This window comes from Bartonella sp. W8122, assembly GCF_016102485.1.
In the GTDB taxonomy this organism is placed as follows: domain Bacteria; phylum Pseudomonadota; class Alphaproteobacteria; order Rhizobiales; family Rhizobiaceae; genus Bartonella; species Bartonella apihabitans.
This window is the reverse complement of the sequence record NZ_JACFOO010000001.1, coordinates 2,322,805-2,343,656: the sequence shown is the minus strand read 5'-3', so window position 1 is coordinate 2,343,656 and position 20,852 is coordinate 2,322,805. Positions and strand designations below refer to the sequence as shown.

Annotated in this window: 9 protein-coding genes and 1 tRNA gene; 3 read left to right on the top strand and 7 right to left on the bottom strand. The window is 45.2% G+C overall.

Going from position 1 to position 20,852, the window contains the following annotated elements:
- Positions 1-8 precede the first annotated feature (8 nt).
- The 3 genes from H3S83_RS10110 (at position 9) to H3S83_RS10100 (ending at position 9,224) form a co-directional block, all read left to right on the top strand.
- Entirely contained in the window at positions 9-644 is a 636-nt protein-coding gene (locus H3S83_RS10110) for a hypothetical protein (protein WP_198239605.1), read from the top strand.
- Positions 645-1,111: 467 nt separating this feature from the next.
- Positions 1,112-3,892, top strand: a complete 2,781-nt coding sequence (locus H3S83_RS10105; protein WP_198239604.1) for a DEAD/DEAH box helicase — start codon at positions 1,112-1,114, stop codon at positions 3,890-3,892.
- 454 nt (positions 3,893-4,346) lie between these two features.
- Positions 4,347-9,224, top strand: coding sequence for a type ISP restriction/modification enzyme (locus H3S83_RS10100; protein WP_198239603.1), 4,878 nt, complete (start codon positions 4,347-4,349; stop codon positions 9,222-9,224).
- Positions 9,225-9,323: 99 nt separating this feature from the next.
- On the opposite strand, the gene H3S83_RS10095 is transcribed toward H3S83_RS10100, so the two are convergent.
- The 7 genes from H3S83_RS10095 to H3S83_RS10065 all read right to left on the bottom strand — a co-directional run bounded on the left by H3S83_RS10095 (position 9,324) and on the right by H3S83_RS10065 (position 20,584).
- Positions 9,324-9,408 (bottom strand) — tRNA-Leu (locus H3S83_RS10095).
- Between the two features lie 234 nt (positions 9,409-9,642).
- Positions 9,643-9,804, bottom strand: a complete 162-nt coding sequence (locus H3S83_RS10090) for a hypothetical protein (protein WP_210327926.1) — start codon at positions 9,802-9,804, stop codon at positions 9,643-9,645.
- Positions 9,805-9,890: 86 nt separating this feature from the next.
- Entirely contained in the window at positions 9,891-10,130 is a 240-nt protein-coding gene (locus H3S83_RS10085) for a hypothetical protein (RefSeq protein WP_198239601.1), read from the bottom strand.
- A gap of 87 nt (positions 10,131-10,217) precedes the next feature.
- Entirely contained in the window at positions 10,218-10,835 is a 618-nt protein-coding gene (locus H3S83_RS10080; RefSeq protein WP_075914011.1) for a 2,3-bisphosphoglycerate-dependent phosphoglycerate mutase, read from the bottom strand.
- Between the two features lie 34 nt (positions 10,836-10,869).
- A complete protein-coding gene (gene dapB, locus H3S83_RS10075) occupies positions 10,870-11,676 on the bottom strand; it encodes a 4-hydroxy-tetrahydrodipicolinate reductase (RefSeq protein WP_198223828.1) in 807 nt (268 codons plus the stop codon).
- 452 nt (positions 11,677-12,128) lie between these two features.
- A complete protein-coding gene (locus tag H3S83_RS10070; protein ID WP_198239600.1) occupies positions 12,129-16,328 on the bottom strand; it encodes an autotransporter outer membrane beta-barrel domain-containing protein in 4,200 nt (1,399 codons plus the stop codon).
- Positions 16,329-17,554: 1,226 nt separating this feature from the next.
- A complete protein-coding gene (locus H3S83_RS10065) occupies positions 17,555-20,584 on the bottom strand; it encodes an autotransporter outer membrane beta-barrel domain-containing protein (protein WP_198239599.1) in 3,030 nt (1,009 codons plus the stop codon).
- Between the last annotated feature and the right edge of the window lie 268 nt (positions 20,585-20,852).

The following is a 20,852-nucleotide window of genomic DNA, read 5'->3' as shown; positions in this document are numbered from 1 at the left end:
AGCGAAGGTTGAACGCTGATAGTTGGATTTATTTTGCACTCAGAGTCTATCTTGACCGAAATTCTACCGGTCCGCTTCTCTATCAGATACGGCCGCTTGGCCGCGACTTTCAGGGAGCCTATGAAGCCATAGAATGTATCGGTTTCCATTTTAACGACAAGTTGAAACTTCCCCCGTCGATCGACCGGAAAATTCGCGATGACGAGGAAAATGAGAAGGTTAATATTGCTACGTCAAGGTTTTCGGCAATATTGCCAATTAATTCCGACATTTCAAGTTGCAGCTTTCCCTGGTGTAAAAACGATCTATTAGACCAAACTGACTGGTATGATTATGTGTCAGGCGGTTTGCGGAACTCTATAATCAGCTATCAGTGGAAATTTACCCCACAAGAAGAGGTATTTTCCGATTGTTCAACATTTTTAAAGTTGCGCACACGCGTAACCGGCCCGAAAGTTTTGCAACACTACATACCGAATATCTTCGTCGTCAGTATCTTAGGGAATATGACAGCTCTCATCATGGGAGCATTGGTTATTAAATTGGCGGCATTGGTAATGAGTGTCATTGTGGACGCTATAGCCCTATTCTTTCTGTATTCTGTGTTTGAAATGATTCAAATTATAATCAATACAAAAAGTTGAAAATATGAATTGTTTTATAAAAGTTAATATAAGACAGGAGATTTATATGAAATTGCTGAAACATACATTATAAAGCACAATGTTGTTGGTGAAATTTGTAATTAGGTAAATTATCCTTCCGTCAAAAATATCCGGTGTTGCTATGTCAGATATAATTCCCCACATATCAATATTTCACATGCTGACAAACGGTTAATTGCTTTTGAAACAGGATTTTAACAGATGCAAAAACAGAAAATCACTGTTTGAGAAACGTATTTTGAAAGATTGTCGGGCGGGCTTTTAAAACAAAATGAAGATTTTCGCAGTCTCGCCAATTTGAATACCAGCTATCTCTATGATAGGAAGCAATAAAATATACTTACCCGAGGGAGAATAAGGGGATGTCCCGACCAGAGTTCAGACATAGAAATGTTTCTTCGAAATCGGTAAATCTTTGCCGTTGATAAATTTTTTGCGGGATGAAATTGGATTTTCTGGAAACAACAAAGCCGGCGGCGAAATTTGCCAGTGCCCGTTTTTGGCAGGAACGGGCAAGTGATATAGCAAAGATAGTACAAAGTGACATCACGCAAATTGCGCAACGTCTTAAAAATGCTGACAAAGCGGATATAGGTGCTGTTTTCGACGAGTTTTCAGAGTTTCTCGGCAAAGACATTGATAGCCTCTCTAACGAGAATGCCATCGTTGAACTGTTGGCACAATATCTCGTTAGCAAACCTGTTTTCGATAGTTTATTTTCACGTTCCAGTATTGCCGAACATAACCCGTTATCGGGAAAAGCCATTCGCAAAATTTTCAACACTTTTGACGATATTCACAGCATTTTACCAAAGGAAAGCCTCGATCAATTCTATCAAGCTGTTGCAGAACGCGCAAAAGGATTGGAACAAAAACCGGAAGCCCGTCAAAAATTCATTGCCGAATTGTATGACCGATTTTTCAGCAGAGCTTTTCCGAAAATCACCAATCGTTTAGGGATTGTTTATACGCCTGTCGAAGTTGTGGACTTTATTCTTCACAGCGTCGATGACATTTTGCGAACCGAGTTCAACCGGTCGTGGGGAAGTCAAGGCGTGCAAATCCTTGATCCTTTCACCGGAACAGGCATTTTTATTGCCCGTTTGATCGAGTGCGGGTTGATCAAAGAAGAAGATTTAGAACGGGTTTATAAGAACGACCTTCACGCCAATGAGGTCGTTTTACTTGCCAATTTTATCGCCAAGCTCAATATCGAAACAGCCTATCAAGTGAAAAACGGCACGTTCTATCGGGCTTTTTCAGGTGTCCATTTTTGCGATACATTTGTGACCAGTGAAAAAGACAAATCCCGATTGGTGGACTCTGCCAACAGCCACGATCGCCAACCGGATCATAGGAAGCTCAATTATGAGAACAGACGCGATTTGCCGGATATCCGGATTATTATCGGCAATCCGCCTTATTCGACAGGGCAGGAGAGCGCCAATGATGATGCGGCCAATCAGAAATATCCGGAAATTGACCGGAGGATTGCCGAAACCTATCTTGCTTCGACATTGACAAAAGGTGGCAAGCGTTCTTCTTATGACAGCTACATCCGTGCTATCCGTTGGGCGTCCGATTATATCGGCAAATGCGGCATTATCGGCTTTGTAACCAATGCCGGTTTTATTCAATCCGCCTCAGCCGATGGCATGCGCAAATGTCTTGCCGAAGAATTTTCCAATATCTACATTTTTCATTTAAGGGGAAATGCACGCACATCCGGCACATTGCGACAAAAAGAAGGGGGCAATATATTCGGTGTCGGTTCACGCGCACCTGTTGCCATTTCACTCCTTGTCAAAAATCCTCTTGCCAAACAAAAGGGGCAGATTTTTTTCTACGATATTGGCGATTATCTCGACATTACTCAAAAGCTTGAAAAAATTAAAAAGCTCAAAAGCATTGCCTGCCTCAAAGATAAATGGCAAAAAATTTCTCCCGACAATTATCACGATTGGCTTAATCAACGCGACGGGTGTTTCAGAAATTTTCCTGTAATGGGCGACAAAAAGAATAAACAGCGCCTCACCATTTTCAAACTCTATTCAAGCGGCGTTGTTTCGGGGCGGGATGCCTGGGTCTATAACGCGTCAAGAACGAAGCTCTTGCAAAACGTCAAGCGGATGACAGAGTTTTATAATCAGGAAATTGACCGATATTCCCGCTATAGGAAACGCTTTCCCAATACAATCGTCAATGTGCGAGATTTTGTCAAAAAAGACGTAAAAAAATTCAGTTGGGGCGGCGGCAATTGGCAGGCAAGTTTTAAAAAACAGATCAAAGAAACCTTTTCGGAAAATTTGACCGAAATGTCCAATGTCCGGCCGTTTACAAAGTCATGGCATTATAGCGCCCCGCGATTCAATCACAGTTCATATTCGATGAAAGAAATATTTCCGGCAAGGGCTTCGGAAAACCTTGCTATTTGTGTGTCCGGTAATGGCAAGCGCGGCGGTTTTTCAGTCATTATGTCGGACAGAATTACAGATTTCCAGTTCGAAGATAATGGCCAATGTTTCCCGCTTTATTTTTATGAAAAACACCATGCGCGTGAAAGGGGAAAAGACGGCGCTAAACAGGGCGGCCTCAAGCGTTGCGATGCTATCACCGACGAGGCGTTAAAATATTATCAAACCGCCTATTCGGATAATCACATCACGAAAGAAGACCTGTTTTATTACATTTACGGGATTTTGCATTCACCAGACTTTCGAGCCCGTTTTTCCGACAATCTCGTCAAAGAATTGCCGCATATTCCCGCTGTCAAAACGCTTGAAGACTTCAAGGCTTTTGTGAGCGCCGGTCGTGCATTGGGGCACTTGCATGTGAATTATGAAAGCGTTGAAAAATATCCCGTCAAACTTGTAACAAAAAAGAAGAAACTTGGGCCGGCCGATTTTTATGTAACCAGAATGCGCTATGGCGGGAGGGGCAAAAACAAAGACCGCTCGGTCATCCATTACAATGACAAAATTACCATTACGGGAATTCCTCTTCTTGCTTATGACTATATCGTCAACAATAAAACCGCGATCGACTGGGTGATGGAAAGGCAAAGTATACGCATTGATAAAACAAGCGGAATTATCAATGATGCCAATGATTTTGCACGCGAGACGATGCATAATCCGGCCTATCCGCTGGATTTATTATTAAGAGTTATTGCGGTTTCATTAGAAACCATGAAAATTATTCGCGACTTTCCTGTATTGGAGATTTGATATGGCATCTTCCCAAAAGATATTAAAACAATCTATCGCAGAGCTGTTGGCAATCTGTGACGTATTAACAAACATAAGTAAGATATAGCTTTGGTTTTGATGATTTTTTTCAAAAGCCGGTAAAAAATGAAGAGTTTGGGGGAGGACTAAAGTCGTGAACCTTATGTAAGCCTAAACCGGCATGGGGTTCATGCGTATCTTTTTTATTGGTGTTTGATTATTTTGATTTTCTATCTGTCTTATGGCGGTAGCGTGCCAAAGGCACTGACTTTTTATCAATTAAAACGGGTAGGGAGCAATACCGCAAAAACTTTAATTTAATGATAGCTGCATGACTTTCACACATTAAAAAACATCATTTTAATGAAAGTGTCTTTTCATTTTTGATGATTAAGGTATGACTTTTGTACATAAATCAGTCAAAGGCTGCGTACATTTTAGCGGAGGCAATAGCATGAGCGAGGTACTAGAACAGACATCCCTTGAAAAGGTCTTGAACCGTTTTCGCAATGCTGCGGCGTCCGAGCGTGAAAAAGGTACCTATTTTGAAGAGTTGATCGTTGCTTATCTGAAACACGAACCTTTTTATGCTGATCTTTATTCACAGGTATGGACGTTTAGAGATTGGGCGGTGTCACATGGCAAAGATGGGACAGACAAGGGGATTGATCTTGTAGCCCAAACCAAAAAGGGTGAACTTCATGCTATACAGTGCAAATTTTATGCCCCGGACCATAAAATTGAAAAAAGAGATATAGACAGCTTTATGGCGGCATCCGGTCAAAGACCTTTTGTAAACCGCTTTATCATCTGCACAACCAATCATTGGGGTAATAACGCTGAGGCGATGCTGGAAAACCAGCAAATTCCGGTCAGCAAAATTGATCTTGCAGCTCTTGAACAAAGTGTTATTGATTGGGAAAAATATGCACCGGATAAAGCGCTTGTCATTCACGACAAGAAAAAGTTAAGGCCACATCAAGAAACAGCTGTAAAAAATGTACTGAAAGGTTTGGAGACGGCCGATCGCGGCAAGCTTATTATGGCTTGTGGTACAGGTAAAACTTTCACCAGTCTTAAAATTGCAGAGGCACAGGCCGGCAAAGGAAAACGGGTCTTGTTTCTTGTGCCAAGCCTTGCCTTATTAAGCCAGACATTGACGGAATGGACACAACAGAGCGAAACCAAATTGCATAGCTTTGCTGTTTGTTCGGATGCAGAGGTTGGTAAAAAACGCGATAGAAAAGACGATGACAGTGTGCAGACCTTTGTGCACGAGCTGCAATATCCCGCCACGACCGATGCCAAGAGACTGGCCGAGGAGATGATTGCTTGGTACGAAGAAAACGCCATGAGTGTGATTTTCTCGACCTATCACTCTATCGATGTGATTTCTCAAGCGCAAAAAAATTATGACTTGCCTGCTTTTGATCTTGTCATCTGTGACGAGGCGCACCGCACAACTGGACAGACCTATGAAGGTGACGAAGAAAGTGCTTTTGTTCGCGTTCATAATAATGATTTTATTAAAGCGGCAAAACGTCTTTATATGACCGCTACGCCTCGCATCTTTAGTGATGACGCCAAACGTAAAGCTGAGACTGAAAAAATACAACCCTACTCTATGAATAATCCGGACTTTTATGGCAAAGACCTATATGTTTTGACTTTTTCGGAAGCGGTAGAGCGCGGCCTTTTAGTTGACTACAAGGTGATTTTGTTGTCAGTTGAAGAACGCCTGATCAACCGCCGTTTGCAAAATCTTCTCAAAGACGAGAATAACGAATTGCGGGTGGATGATGCAACCAAGATTATCGGTTGCTGGAAGGCGCTGTCGAAACAGGATTCGAGTGAAAGTCTTCAAGGTGATGTCAGCCCGATGCAACGCGCTGTTGCCTTTTGTCAGGTGATTGACCGGAAAAAAAGCAATAAGGTTGGATCCCTCCAGATTGCGAGCATGTTTCAGGCGGTGGTGGAAGAATACCAGCGCACCGCAACTGATGAGGAAGAAACGTCCGTTAAGCTGCATTGCGAGGCGCGCCATGTTGATGGCGGCATGAATGCCAGTGAAAAGGAAGAAAAAATCCAGTGGCTTAGATCACCGGCTCCCAAAGACACGTGCCGCATTTTGTCAAATGTGCGCTGTCTGTCTGAAGGCGTGGATGTACCAGCCTTGGATGCAGTTTTGTTTTTAACTGCACGCAATAGTCAGGTTGATGTGGTGCAATCGGTCGGGCGTGTTATGCGCAATGCGCCAGGTAAAACCCGTGGTTATATTGTTCTGCCAGTGGTTATCCCATCAGGTGTAGAGCCGCATGAAGCCCTGAATGATAACAAGACCTACAAGGTCGTCTGGCAGGTTTTGCAGGCACTACGTTCGCATGACGATCAATTCGATGCGATGATCAATAAAATAGCTTTAAATGGTGTTGATCCGCAAAAAATGGAAGTCATTGCTGTTACCGATCTTGGTAAGAGACGTAAAAAAGTAATGAAAGAAGCAACAGGTCTTGCAAAGCGTCAATATAATTTAGGTAAAGCCCAACCCGCTTCAGATGCGGCAGAGGAACATCAAGGCGAATTTGTTTTTGAGGTAACTGAGTTTGAACGGGCAATTATAGCCAAAGTAGTTGAAAAGGTCGGTAATCGACACCAATGGGAAGAATTGGCCAATGGCATTGCCCAAATAGCCCGCACTCATATCGATCGCATCAAGGCCATTTTGGAAAATCCAGAAAACACCAAGGCCATTGCGACATTCAGGGAATTTTCCGCCGAATTGAAAGATGATTTGAATGATGCTCTCACCGACGACGAGATCATCGAGATGCTGGCACAACATCTCATCACTAAGCCGGTTTTTGATGCCTTGTTTTCGGATTATAGCTTTACAGCTCATAACCCGATGTCGCAAGCTATCCAGAAAGTTTTGGATGTGCTAAGTGAATTCAATATTAATAAAGAATCGACAAGCCTGGATGAATTTTATCACAACGTTGCCATGCGTGCCGGGGGTATCAACTCGGCAGAAGGCCGCCAGAAATTGGTTGTTGAACTTTATGACAAGTTTTTCCGTAATGCGTTCCCAAAAATGACCGAGCGACTGGGTATTGTCTATACGCCGGTCGAGGTGGTGGACTTTATCCTGCACAGTGTCAATGATGTGCTAAAAGCTGAATTCAACCAGAGCTTGGGTAGCGAGGGCGTGCATATTCTGGACCCTTTCACTGGCACAGGCACCTTTATTACAAGGCTGATGCAAAGTGGGTTGATTGCAAAGCAAGATTTGCCGCGCGTTTATAAACACCAACTTCATGCCAATGAACTGGTGCTGCTTGCTTATTATATTGCTGCCGTCAATATTGAATCGGCCTACCATGCCCTTGTCGGGGGAGACTATGAGCCTTTCTCCGGTATTTTGCTCACCGACACATTCCAGATGAGCGAAAAGGGCGACTTGATTGACAACATTTTGGTTGATAATAGCCAGCGTCGCAAAGACCAGATGGCCTTGGATATCAAAGTTATCGTCGGCAACCCGCCTTATTCGGTTGGGCAAAAAAGTGAGAATGATAATAATCAAAACTTATCATATTTGAAATTAGATCAGCGCATTGCCGACACTTATGAGAAATTTTCAAATGCTAAATTAAGAACGTCGTTATATGACAGCTATATTCGTGCAATTCGTTGGGCTTCAGACCGGATTGGCGAGGCCGGTGTCATCGGTTTCGTCACCAATGCCGGTTATATCGAATCTTCATCGGCAGACGGCTTGCGAAAATGTTTGGCAGAAGAGTTTTCCAATATTTATATTTTCCATTTACGTGGTAACCAGCGTACGTCCGGTGAGCGTTCCCGCAAAGAAGGTGGGAAAATCTTTGGTTCAGGTTCCCGCGCGCCGATTGCCATTTCTATATTAGTGAAAAACCCTGCTTCCAAGCAGCATGGAAAGATTTTCTTTCATGATATCGGCGACTATCTCACCACCGAGCAAAAGCTTGAAAAACTCGCCGATCTTACATCCATCTCAGGTTTAAAAGGCCAATGGCAACTCATCATCCCCGATGCTCATAATGACTGGGTTAACCAACGTGATGATAGCTTTAATGAATTTATCGCTATTGGCGATAAAAAAGTCAAAACAAGCATCACCATTTTTGATAATTATTCTTCCGGTGTGAAAACGAACCGAGATGCTTGGGCTTATAATTTTTCTAAAAGCAAACTGTCAAATAACATGCAAAGCATGATTGATTTTTATAATTCTGAAATTAACTGTTTCAATAATTCAAATATTAAAGAATTGAAAATAGATGATTTTATTAATCTCGACACAACAAAAATAAGCTGGTCAGGTGATTTAAAAGATGCATTTAGGAAACAAGTTAAGGGGATTTATTCAGTAGATAAAATTAAATCTAGCCTGTATAGGCCATTTACTAAAGAATTTTTATATTTTGATAAATTGTTTAATAACAGTATATACAAAATTCCTCTTATTTTTCCTAATGCGGAAGCAGAAAATACCGTTATTTGTGTTTCAGGCATCGGTGCTATAAGTGCTTTTTCGTCTTTTATATCTAATAAAATTACATGTCTGGATGCTATAGAGAAAGGTCAATGCTTTCCGATGTATCTTTATGAGCAAGAGTCGGCGGAAGAAGGCTTGTTTGCCAGTGATGATAAGCCAAAATTAAAGCGCCGCGATGCGATAACAGATGCGGGCTTGCAACATTTTCAAAAGGCTTATCAAGACAATACCATCAGCAAGGAAGACCTTTTTTATTATATTTATGGGTTGTTGCATTCTGAGGATTACCGCACCCGCTTTGCTGATAATCTGATGAAAGAATTGCCGCGCATACCGGCGGTTAAAAAGTTTGATGATTTCAAGGCATTTTCACAGGCTGGACGCGCCTTGGCCAATTTGCATTTGAATTATGAAACTATTGAGCAATATCCGGCCACTCTTGTCACTAAAAATAAAAATTTGGAAGATTCCGACTATTATGTTCAAAAAATGAAATATGGTCGCAATGGTAAGGATAAAGATCTTTCAACAATTATCTATAATGACAAGATCACCATCAAAGATATTCCTTTGGAAGCTTATGACTATATCGTCAATGGCAAATCTGCCATTGATTGGGTGGTGGAGCGTCAGGGAGTCAAGACAGATAAAGCCAGCGGTATTGTTAATGATGCCAATGACTGGGCAATAGAGACCATGCATAACCCTGCCTATCCGCTGGAACTCTTATTAAGAGTTATCACAGTTTCATTGGAAACAATGAAGATTGTTCACAATTTGCCAAAGCTGGATATTTAACACCACCGCAAGCGCCCGCCGAAAGGTGGGCTGTGGGGTGGACTGAAAGAAAATAAATTTTCTTAACTTATTGTTTTTATTATATTTTTCAGAATGTTTTGGTGCCCAGAAGAGGACTCGAACCTCCACGCCTTGCAGCACAGATACCTGAAACCTGCGCGTCTACCAATTCCGCCATCTGGGCATTGCGTTCCATCTAAGCTGGCAATCTTTAACTGTCAACCCGAATTTTGTTTAGCCCACAAGCCAACATGGAATTTATCTCGGCGACAATTTCGCCGATTGATGGAAAATCATCAGAACTGAAATGACGTAGTTTTTTCCACCAGCAATGCAAGACAGTATAATGTCGTCGAGAAAATGTCGGGTAGCGTGATCTCGGGCAGTGTACCGCCGAGTAGTGTGATGTCGCGCAATGTTATGTCATGCAGAGCAACTTCACGAAGACTAATGTCGGGTGGGATAATGTCGTTAGGCAAATATCGGGTAGTGTGATCTCAGGCGGTGTAATGAGAAGCAATGTGACGTTACGCAGAGTAATGTCGAGCAGTGCAAAATCAAGTATCGCGACGTCAGGCATTGCCACGTTGAGCAATGTAATGTCGGACAATGTCGTTCGGAACAACGTCACGAAGAGTAAGTCGGCCAATGGAACGTCCAGTAGTGTTATGTCGGGCAGAGTAAGTCAGGCGAGGTAATGCCGACGATGCAATGTCGCGCAAGGTAATGTAAAGCGGTGTGGTGTCGGGGAGTATGAAGTTTCGAGCAGGGTAATGTCGTGTAGTGTGATGTCGGGGAGTGCGGTCTTGGTCTTTTCAATGCCGCATCGTCTTTAATATCAAGCGTTATATTTTCGCGTAACTCAGCTTCGGGATTTGTGGCTTCAGCTTTATATAAAATTTTCATGATGCTGGTTATCTTCAAAAACCAGCGAATATAAAAAATGCCGGAGCAGACTTGTTCCGGCATGCTTAAGTTTAAAATGAGATTTATCTATTCAAGCACTTTTTTGGATGCGATTGTTGAATCGGCATTGAGTTCGTAAATCATCGGAACACCTGTTGCGAGCTCCCGTTTGACGATTTCTTCGCCACTCAAGCCTTCCAATGCCATGATGAGTGCGCGCAATGAATTGCCATGGGCTGCAACGAGAACCGTTTCTTCCCGCAATACATGTGGCTGGATGTTGTGAAGGTAATAGGGCCAAACGCGTGCACCTGTATCGCGCAAGCTTTCGCCCCCCGGAGGTGGGACATCGTAAGAGCGACGCCAGATGTGAACCTGCTCTTCGCCCCATTTCTTGCGGGCGTCATCTTTGTTGAGGCCGGAAAGGTCGCCATAGTCACGTTCGTTCAAAGCCTGATTTTTGATTGTTTCAAGCTTCGGTTGGCCCATTTCATCCAGAATGTGCTGGCAGGTATGTTGTGCGCGTTGCAGAGCGGATGTGAAGGCAATGTCGAACTTCAATCCTGCTGCCTTCAATTTTTTCCCGGCGGAGATTGCTTCCTCCAATCCTTTTTCAGAAAGATCGGGATCTTTCCATCCGGTAAAGAGATTTTTCAGGTTCCACTCGCTTTGTCCGTGTCGAACCAAAACCAATATTCGCGACATTCTTTCCTCCTTGATAGGGGTTTACTCAAGTCAATTAATCATTAAGGCCCAAAACATCGGCCATGGAATAAAGTCCATGCTTTTGTTTGTGCGCCCAGAGTGCAGCCTTCACCGCACCATCGGCAAAAATCGAGCGATCCTGTGCAAGGTGCGAAAGAACAATGCGCTCGTTATCACCGGCAAAAATTACCGAATGGTCACCGACTACAGTGCCACCGCGCAAAGACGAAAAGCCGATTGTACCGGCTTTTCTTTCGCCTGTATGACCGTCACGGCCGCGCACACTCACATCTGCCAAATTCTGGTTGCGGGCCTCTGCGGCTGCTTTGCCTAAAAGCAGCGCTGTGCCGGAAGGGGCATCAACCTTTTTGCGGTGGTGCATTTCGGCAATTTCAATATCGTAATCTTCCATATCCAAGGCCTTGGCCGCTTTTTTGACGAGCTCTGCGAGCAGGTTTACGCCAAGGCTCATATTGCCTGATTTGACAATCGTTGCATGGGCAGCAGCCGCTTTGATTTTCTTTTCATCTTCTTCGGAAAAACCGGTTGTGCCGATTACATGGACAATGCGAGCCTGTGCTGCATAGCCGGCATAAAGCACACTTGCTACCGGACTGGTAAAATCAAGCACACCTTCGACCTTGGCAAAAACCGGCAAAGGATCATCGGTAATGGTGACGCCAAGATTTGCCTGACCAACAAGAATGCCTGCATCCTTTCCGATAAACGGAGAACCCGATTTGACAATGGCGCCTTGAAGTTCGACACCGTCAATCCGACCGATTGCCGAAAGCAGTTCTCTTCCCATTCTACCATCAGCACCAACTACAGCCAAACGCATCGTTTTCTCCTGTCTATCATCATCGGAAAATCATTTTCTTCCGTTTTATCTGATCGGCAGGAAAATGAGAAGAGCTTTAACCGGTGAATAAAGCGGCATCCCGCTTTTTAAAAAATTGGCTGCCGAATTTTGAACGCCGTTTTGTGTCACGTCGATTTTCGTCATGCCGATTTGTCTTGGCTACAATTCCGGTTTTCTTTTTTTACTTTCTTCTTTTTAGGCGGGGAGATTTGAAAATTAGAAAAATTTGACGGGAATGTTTTTCGGTGAGGCCTTAACCGGTTAACGGTCAAAATCTATAGGACACGAATTTCCCGTCCGTCGAGATCAATTTGGCAAAGCGCATTTTTTCGAGATTGAAACGCATTTGATGCAGAAGGCGCAAGCTTTGCCAATGTTTAAGGTTTTGCCTTGCCAAAGCTTGGGATGAAGCTTTGCCAAAGCGTGTTTTATCAGAACTCGTATTTGAGTTTGACACCGCCGCCACCACCTTGGCGGGCGCCGACATAGCCCTGACCATCCACATTGATTGTCAAAGCCTTGTTGTCTCTCAACGGGTTCATCCTGAAACCTGCTTCAAAAATGCCGGTCGAGCCTTCCAATGACGGTTTGTGCAAATTGAATTCATAAGCTTTTGCCCCGACATCGCCATCAAACTCGTAATCATAGGTTGCGCCGACATAAGGCTTGAACCAGTCATTATATTGATAGGAATACCGTGCACCAAGCTCGATGCGCGAACTCGTCGCACTGTCAAAATGCAATTGTTCAGGCTCGATTTTAACCGTGTCGCTTTCCATATGTGTCCATAAATAGCGGCCATAGACATCAAGGGCACGTTGATCATCAAAATTGAAGACATAGCCGCCCGTGACATGGCCACCGAAATAATTGACCGTGCTGTCATAAGAACCGTGATAGTCGACCACCTGTTCTTCAAGGCCGAATTTGCGACCGGCAGTAAACTTCCCGTCCGACTGGCCGAAACGCAAGGATGCATCGGCATAAAGCCCGTCCGTTTCGTCGGGTTTCAGGTCTTTGACCAACCCGAGGCCGGTACCGGCAAATTCAATACGGGCGAGAATGCCACCGCCTTTGTAATCGCTATCACCATCACCATGAACCGAGGCGAAACGGTCGAAACTGTTATAAGTGTCGTAGGTGCCGCGACCATATTCGAAAAATGCGCCGGTTGTGACTTTATGGCCAGCTTCAAGGTTAAAGCCGAAAGCAAGACCGGCAATCATATTGAAACCGTCAATCTCGACATGGCTTCCGGTCTGATAACGGGAGGAAGAACCGCCGGTGATGATAAAGGGAACATAGAGCGGATGATTGAAGCGGTGATCTGTTCTTGTTGCCAAGCTGCTGATTGTGCCCATGCTGTTGGCAATAATATCGGAGCCTTGCGAAACAAAGGCGAGGCTTGCTGCACGACCTTCCGAATAGGTTTTTGACTGCGGGTTCAATTGAGCCGCCGATTGACCCGGATTGTTGTGATCGCCGCTATTATTGCCATTATTATCGCCGGTATTATCACCAGTGTGATCGTGATCATCACCATGATCATGACCGGGAGTTTTGTCGGTTTTCTTGTTGATTTGCAGAATGAAAGCGGTGTTGTCGCCCGCCTTATTTTGTTTAAGCGTTGTATCGTAAAAGATAAATTGTCCTTGTTTGAGTGTATAGGAAGCAGGTGACCAACTGCCGGCAGATTTATCAATCATGGTCACCATATCGCCAGCCATAAATCGCGGACCATTCGGGTCAAGACCGGCAATAGTGTGTTTGGTATTGGTTAGATCAACCGGTGTACCGCCTTCGGCAATTTTTATCACCGTATCGCCATTTTTTACATCCGTCGGCAAAGTCCAGTTATAATTTTCAAAATTATGGATACCGGCAACCGTTCCGCGGTAACCGTTGAGATTGAGAGTATTGCCGGAAAAAACATCGGCTGTAAGGCTGTCTTGACCATCACCATTAAGGCTGCGTCCACCCCATATCGAGCCGTATTTTATGACATTTCCTCTCTCATCGCGTTCGCCAATGACGATCTGGTCACCGTTAAGAGTTACACTATTGTGGTTGGCATCGCCGCCGAACCCGACCTCGCTGTTGACGAGCTTATTTTTGTCGTCAAAGTGAGTGCCAGCTTTTCCACCTTGTGAAAGACCGCCATAAATATCTTTATTGATTGCGGATTTTCCGGAAATCTCAATTCTATTGCTACTGACATCGCCGGCATCACCACCCTTGCCGCCGTTTTTGTCAACGCTTTTGCTAATGTCGCCAAAGCCGCCGTCGCCGCCAATGCTGATGCCGCCATAAACCCCGGATTTATGATCGCCATTAGGGGTTGTTTTCGTGCCATAAAGTGTCACGTCGGTCAAACTGATACGGTTATTGGTGACATTGCCACCTTTGCCACCATTACCATTGGTTTGTGTTGCGTCATATCCTATTCCGCCAGCACCACCGACACTTGCACCACCATAGATACTTCCGCCGTCCGAACCGCGAATGCCGGACCCTTCATTGCTATTGTTTTCGCCTTCGATTTTTCCGGCAGCGCCGCCAGCACCACCGTGAAGTTCTACCCGTTCAAGGATAATGATATTGCCACTCACAGTACCGGCATTGCCACCAACGCCATTTATCAATCCCCCTTGCGAACCATAGCCACCGGCGCCACCAAGGCTGATCCCGCCAAAAACGCTGCCGCCGCCAGTGCCGCCGGCACCGCTTCCCCCCATACTGACGCTCTTTTCGCCTTCTTCGTCCAAGATTGTAATCGTATGGGAAATTGACCCACCGGTACCGCCCGCATTGCCATTCAATGTGGAATCGACAATTTTTATCCGGTTATTGATGACATCGCCGCTATCGCCGCCATTGCCATTATATTTTTTTGAATTCGAACCGTTACCACCACCGCCGCCGGTACTCAAACCGCCGATAACGCTGCCGCCGCCTATGCCGCCAATTCCTCCGCCTTGACCGCCATTGCCGCCAATGCCACCATTCAGTGTTGTGTGATCAAGAGAAATAATATTGTTGCTGACAACTCCGCTCGCGCCGCCATTACCGCCTGCACTCTCGCTATTTTCTGTGTTTAAAGCTGCGTCACCGGCACCACCGGCACCCCCCATGGAAAGACCGCCAAAGACCGTAGCGCCGCCAGCGCCGCCTGCACCACCACCGCTTGTTGTGCTCGAGCCGCCAGCGCCGCCAGCGCCTCCGTCAATCGTCACATTAACCAATGTAACGCTATTGGATTTTACATAATCGGCAATGCCTCCATTACCGCTCGACGTTTCAGCCGCATAGCCGGAGCCACCGGCACCACCGATGGTCATGCCGCCAAAAATCAGACCACCGCCCATGCCGCCAACGCCACCGCCGCTATTGGGTGCGCCGTCACCGCCTTTACCGGCATTTCCGCCTGTGATTGTTACATGGGTCAGGATGAGCTCGTTGTCATGGATGGCGCCACTATGACCGCCATCAGAATTCGAGGCGCCGCTACCTCCGGCAAAACCACCTCCGCCGGCAATTGCCAGGCCGCCTCCGATTATACCGCCGCCAAAGCCAGCCGTTCCGCCACTCCCGTTAACGCTTAAGGCCGAGCCGCCATTACCGCCATCGGCTCCCGTCAAAGTTACATCCGTTAAAATAACGTGGTTGTCGGAGATGACACCCGTTGAACCACCCTGACTATTATGTTGTGTTCCGTTATAGCTGGTGCCACCGGCACCGCCGATAGAAACACCGCCCAACACACTTGCACCGCCAAAGCCGGCGGCACTTCCACCGGATTTCGAACCACCATTGCCGCCTTTGCCACCATAAAGGTCGGTTTTTTTCAAAGTAACATAATTGCCGCTTATGTCGCCTCCGTTGCCACCATTTGAACCATCGGCGGTTGAACGTGTTGACCAGGCTCCGGCGCCACCGATACTGATAGCGCCAAAAACCGAACCACCCCCCATGCCGCCAACCGTGCTTCCACGATGGTTGTTATCGGGTGAACTATTTCCCTCACCGGCATCGGCTCCATGAATGGCGACATTATCAAGGGTAACATGAACGCCCTTGATGTAACCGCCATTTCCTCCCAAGGCCACATTCGTACCATCATAGGCGGTACTCCCCGGGGCGCCTGCACTGAGGCCACCAAAAACCGAGCCGCCTCCCATGCCACCAAGTCGACCGGCTTGTTCGGCATTTGTTGCTTTGTTTCCGGCACCGCTCCAGTCATATTCGACATCTTTGACCGATACGATCGCCCCAGTGTTAGAGGCTCCGTCAATGCCATTATTGCCTGTGACATCATATTGCACAGAAGCAAAGCCGTAGACATTATAGGGAGCAATAGTGTTTTCCCAAAGCGTTCTTTGCCCCGCGACTGCCCCTTTAACGGTAATGTTATTGGTTTCATCACTCGTGCGCGGAAGAAGGCTCATGCGGGAAGCATTTATATCTGTCGGATCTGCGGTTAAAACACTCTGATCAGTGCCGTCATAGGTAAGCTCGTCAGCTTGCACCTCTTCCACTGTTATGGCTGAAAGAGCCACAGTTGAAAGAACAATGCTTGAGGCAGCATTTAACAAGCCCTTCGAGAGGCGGCTCAGATTAGAAGAAAGGTGCATAAAATTTCCTCGCTCTTTCATGGCCAAGGCCAGCGTCGCAAAAAACAAGAAGCGCTCTTTATCGGCAGGTAGCTGATTAATTGATGGCGCATGAATCAGCTATAGTCTATCTTGCTATGTTGAAAATTAAAAGGAGAAAAACACAAAATTATGTAATCAATAATAAATAGAAAATAACACAAAAAAATTTTAATTCATAAAATAAAACAAAATGTATTTTAAATTAATTTTTTATAAAACAAAATAACTTAATAAAATTAATATATATATTTTTATATTCAAATATTAAAAAATAGTATTTTAACGATAATAAATTAGCCGGCATAATAACGATATTTTAACAATAATTCTCAAAGTGAATAAAAGTGTAAATCGTTTTCATATAATATATTTTCAGGAAGAAAAAACAGTGAATTCTAGTCGAAAAACTCTGGTTTTAGCGGCGCTAAAAAGGGAATAATGGAATTTCATCCTTCGTTTTTCTTTACTGCTTTTAAAGACAATGTCTGGACCTTAGCGAAATTGTTTAAAAACAGGTTGAAATTTTGACACTATGCTTTTTGACAGAGATTGAAAAAATGTCACGAAATCGGTTGGTAGTTTTATGTGAGAAAGGATTTTTCCGGTTTGCAGATAGCAGGCAATCGCACAAGAAATCCCATTGTTGGAAAAAATTGGTGATTGTTAAAGACATGTGAAAAGAACCGCTTTGCCGGAAAATGGGCAAAACTTTTGCAGGAACAAGAGCGGTATAAAATATAAAACGATTCCGGAATTGCCCGTAATCAAAAAGACAAAATAGCTCTTGAAGAATTTTAAAGTTAAAGAATTTAAAGCGGGTTTCTTTTCAAAATCGGTAAGTGTTTCTCATGACCAAGTGATAAGAAGGCGTTCGGGAAAGTCCAAAAACAAAATTTTCCGGCATGAAGAGACCGGAATGAATAGAAAAGGGTAGGGGCCTCCCGAAAAAGTCACAGGCAAGAAAGGCGGTAAAGCCCAAAAGGGGTTGTGTTTCCCCATGAGGCAGGTTTATTTCGGGTGAAAAGCCGGTTTAATAAAGCGCGGTTTGCCCCAGTTTCTCCAGCAAGGCTACGGGTGGTCTTAGAGACTTTGCCCTGCCAAAGCCTGAAACTTTGTCCTGACAAAGCCTGAAACTATGCTCTGCCAAAGCATGAAACTAATGCTCTGCCAGAGCTTGAGATTTTGCTTTGCCAAAGCGTGTTTTATCAGAACTCGTATTTGAGTTTGACACCGCCACCGCCGCCTTGGCGGGCGCCGACATAGCCCTGACCATCTACATTGATTGTCAAAGCCTTGTTGTCTCTCAACGGGTTCATCTTGAAGCCTGCTTCAAAAATACCGGTCGAGCCTTCAAGTGACGGTTTGTGCAAATTGAATTCATAAGCTTTTGCACCGACATCGCCTTCAAACTCGTAATCATAGGTTGCGCCGATATAAGGCTTGAACCAATCATTATATTGATAGGAATAACGGGAGCCAAGCTCGATACGTGAACTCGCTGCACTGTCAAAATGCAATTTTTCTTGGTCGATTTTTACCGTATCGCTTTCCATACGTGTCCATAAATAACGGCCATAGACATCAAGGGCACGCCGATCATCAAAATTGAAGACATAGCCGCCCGTGACATGGCCACCGAAATAATTGACCGTGCTGTCATAAGAACCGTGATAGTCGACCACCTGTTCTTCAAGGCCGAATTTGCGACCGGCAGTAAACTTCCCGTCCGACTGGCCGAAACGCAAGGATGCATCGGCATAAAGCCCGTCCGTTTCGTCGGGTTTCAGGTCTTTGACCAAACCGAGGCCGGTACCGGCAAATTCAATACGGGCGAGAATGCCACCGCCCTTGTAATCGCTATCACCATCACCATGAACCGAGGCGAAACGGTCGAAACTGTTATAAGTGTCATAGGTGCCGCGACCATATTCGAAAAATGCGCCGGTTGTGACTTTATGACTAGCTTCAAGGTTAAAGCCGAAAGCAAGACCGGCAATCATATTGAAACCGTCAATCTCGACATGGCTTCCGGTCTGATAACGGGAGGAAGAACCGCCGGTGATGATAAAGGGAACATAGAGCGGATGATTGAAGCGGTGATCTGTTCTTGTTGCCATGCTGCTGATTGTGCCCATGCTGTTGGCAATAATATCGGAGCCTTGCGAAACAAAGGCGAGACTTGCTGCACGACCTTCCGAATAAGCTTTTGACTGCGGGTTCAATTGTGCGGCCGATTGTCCCTCTTGCTGATTGTTTTCGCCGCCGCGATTTTTTCCGGTTGTGCCGTCATTTTGTCTTCTGGCAATTTTCAGGACAAGAGCATTATCGCTGTCGTGCGTCTGTTGAAGTTTTGCCTGATAGACAATGAATTGCCCTTGATGAATGGTGTAAGGGCTTTGTGCGTTCAGTGTTCCGCTGGTTTTGTCGATCAAAGTTACGATATTGCCGGTCTCGAGGCGGTTACCCGAAGGAGCCATATCGGCAATTGTATGGTTGGTATTGGTGAGATCAACAGCTTTGCCACCTTCGGCAATTTTTATCAAGGTATCACCGTTTTTCACATCGGTCGGCAAAATCCAGTGATAATTCTGGAAATTATAAATGCCGGAGACTTTACCGCGATAGCCGTCAAGAGTGAGAGTGTTACCGGTAAAGACATTGGCCAATTCATTGATTGTACCGTCGCCTTTCAGACTGTAACCGCCATAAATTGCGCCGTAACTTACTATATTGCCGCTTGCGTCGCGCTTGCCGATGGTAATTTCATCACCTTCAAGCGTAATGGCATTTCCTGTTATGTCGCCAGACAAACCTGTTTTCGCGTCTTTACCGGCTGCACCACCTTGCGAAAAGCCGCCATAAACATTGCCGGAGATATGGGTTTTTCCGGAAATGACGATTGTATTGTCTTTAACATCGCCACCTTTTCCGGACGTGCTTTCTCTTCCATCACCATCTCCGCTTGCTCCGCCGATACTGGCCCCGCCAAAAACCGAGCCGCCCTCAAGCCCGTCAATTCCGGCACCACCCCTACTACCTTTTCCTCCGCTTCTGCCGACATTGCTGGCATTCAAAGTGACATTGTCGAGAAAAATATGATTGTTGTAAACGTTTCCACCTTTGCCAGATGTTTTTGTGCCAAAACCATTGGCACTGGAGATGGATAAACCGCCAAAGACAGAGCCACCAGCCACGCCACCATTGCCAGAACCGGCCTCATCTTCCGACAAGCCGCCATTTCCGCCATTTCCGCCAGTCAATGTGACATCGACAAGAGAAATTTGATTATCATGGACTGCGCCGCCATCACCGGCTTCAAGAGGCCCACCTGCAGCACCGATACTGACACCACCAAAGACGGCGCCGCCGCCGAAACCACCTATACCTCCCGCGTTATCATCCATATCGGAATTAGCTCCGCCATTTCCACCGTCACCGCCAATGAGGGTTACATTTTTCAAACTTATTGTATTATTGAATACGTCGCCGCCGTTTCCGCTGTCGCCCTCTTCGTCATCATGGTCGAACGCGTATTCGGTAACTCCAATGCTCAATCCACCAAAAATAGAAGCTCCCCCCATGCCTCCGATACTGCTCCCTGCGGTTGACATACCGGCGATTTCATTCTTCAACGCATGACCACCATTACCGCCCGTCACGCTGACATTTTCAAGGATAACGGAGTTTCCGGAAATGCTTTTGCCATGTACTCCGTTTGTTTGCTCCTCATTACCGCTTGTATTTGAACCATTGCCATAGCTCAGCCCGCCGATTATGGAACCGCCACCGAATTGACCAGGTTGAAAATAAGAATGGTTACTTTCCGCAGTAACGGCCGACCAGTCATAGGAAACATTTTTTATGATGAGGTTGTTAGCGGAGATATTATCGCTAAGGGGATGGGAAGCCTCTTTATTTTCTTCGAAGATATCGACCCCGCCATAAATAATATAAGGTGCAATGGCGCCATCTGTTGTCGACCATTCTATCTGCTTGTCTGACCCGCCAATGACTGTGATGGTATTTCCGGAAAGGTTTGTTTGCGAATAGAGGCTTTTATATTGATCGGAATTCGATGTGGAATCCTTGAGAAGCAGGCTATTATCACTTCCATTATAGCTAATCTCGCCGGCTAAAGCGCAATTTGCAACAAGGCTTGTGGAAGCGGTTACGCCGATTGCCGCAGAAAAGGCAAATAGAGAAACCAAATGCAGATATTGCAGTTTGAATAACATTATAAAACCCCGAGAAGCGAATGAAAGTGCAGCTCTTGCCAAAGAAATTTGGCAATTCGTCGGGTTGGTTTTTTAAGAGTTATCAAACAGGAAAGCAAGGCCTATATGGCATACACCATGCATATCGTTAATACAGAAATAATATTTTGCGTTTGCATTTTTAAAATTTATAGAACGAAACTACATTTTTTTGCCGGCTGATCAGATGAAGCCCAAAACGGAATGGAAAAAACTTTGTCGGTTTAAATAAACTGTCTGGTTAAATAAA

Bases quoted from the DNA above. Each gene is read 5' to 3' on its own strand.
- H3S83_RS10100 (WP_198239603.1), top strand. From the start codon at position 4,347: ATGAGCGAGGTACTAGAACAGACATCCCTTGAAAAGGTCTTGAACCGT.
- H3S83_RS10090 (WP_210327926.1), bottom strand. From the start codon at position 9,804: ATGCCTGACGTCGCGATACTTGATTTTGCACTGCTCGACATTACTCTG.
- H3S83_RS10085 (WP_198239601.1), bottom strand. From the start codon at position 10,130: ATGAAAATTTTATATAAAGCTGAAGCCACAAATCCCGAAGCTGAGTTA.
- H3S83_RS10080 (WP_075914011.1), bottom strand. From the start codon at position 10,835: ATGTCGCGAATATTGGTTTTGGTTCGACACGGACAAAGCGAGTGGAAC.
- dapB (WP_198223828.1), bottom strand. From the start codon at position 11,676: ATGCGTTTGGCTGTAGTTGGTGCTGATGGTAGAATGGGAAGAGAACTG.
- H3S83_RS10070 (WP_198239600.1), bottom strand. From the start codon at position 16,328: ATGCACCTTTCTTCTAATCTGAGCCGCCTCTCGAAGGGCTTGTTAAAT.
- H3S83_RS10065 (WP_198239599.1), bottom strand. From the start codon at position 20,584: ATGTTATTCAAACTGCAATATCTGCATTTGGTTTCTCTATTTGCCTTT.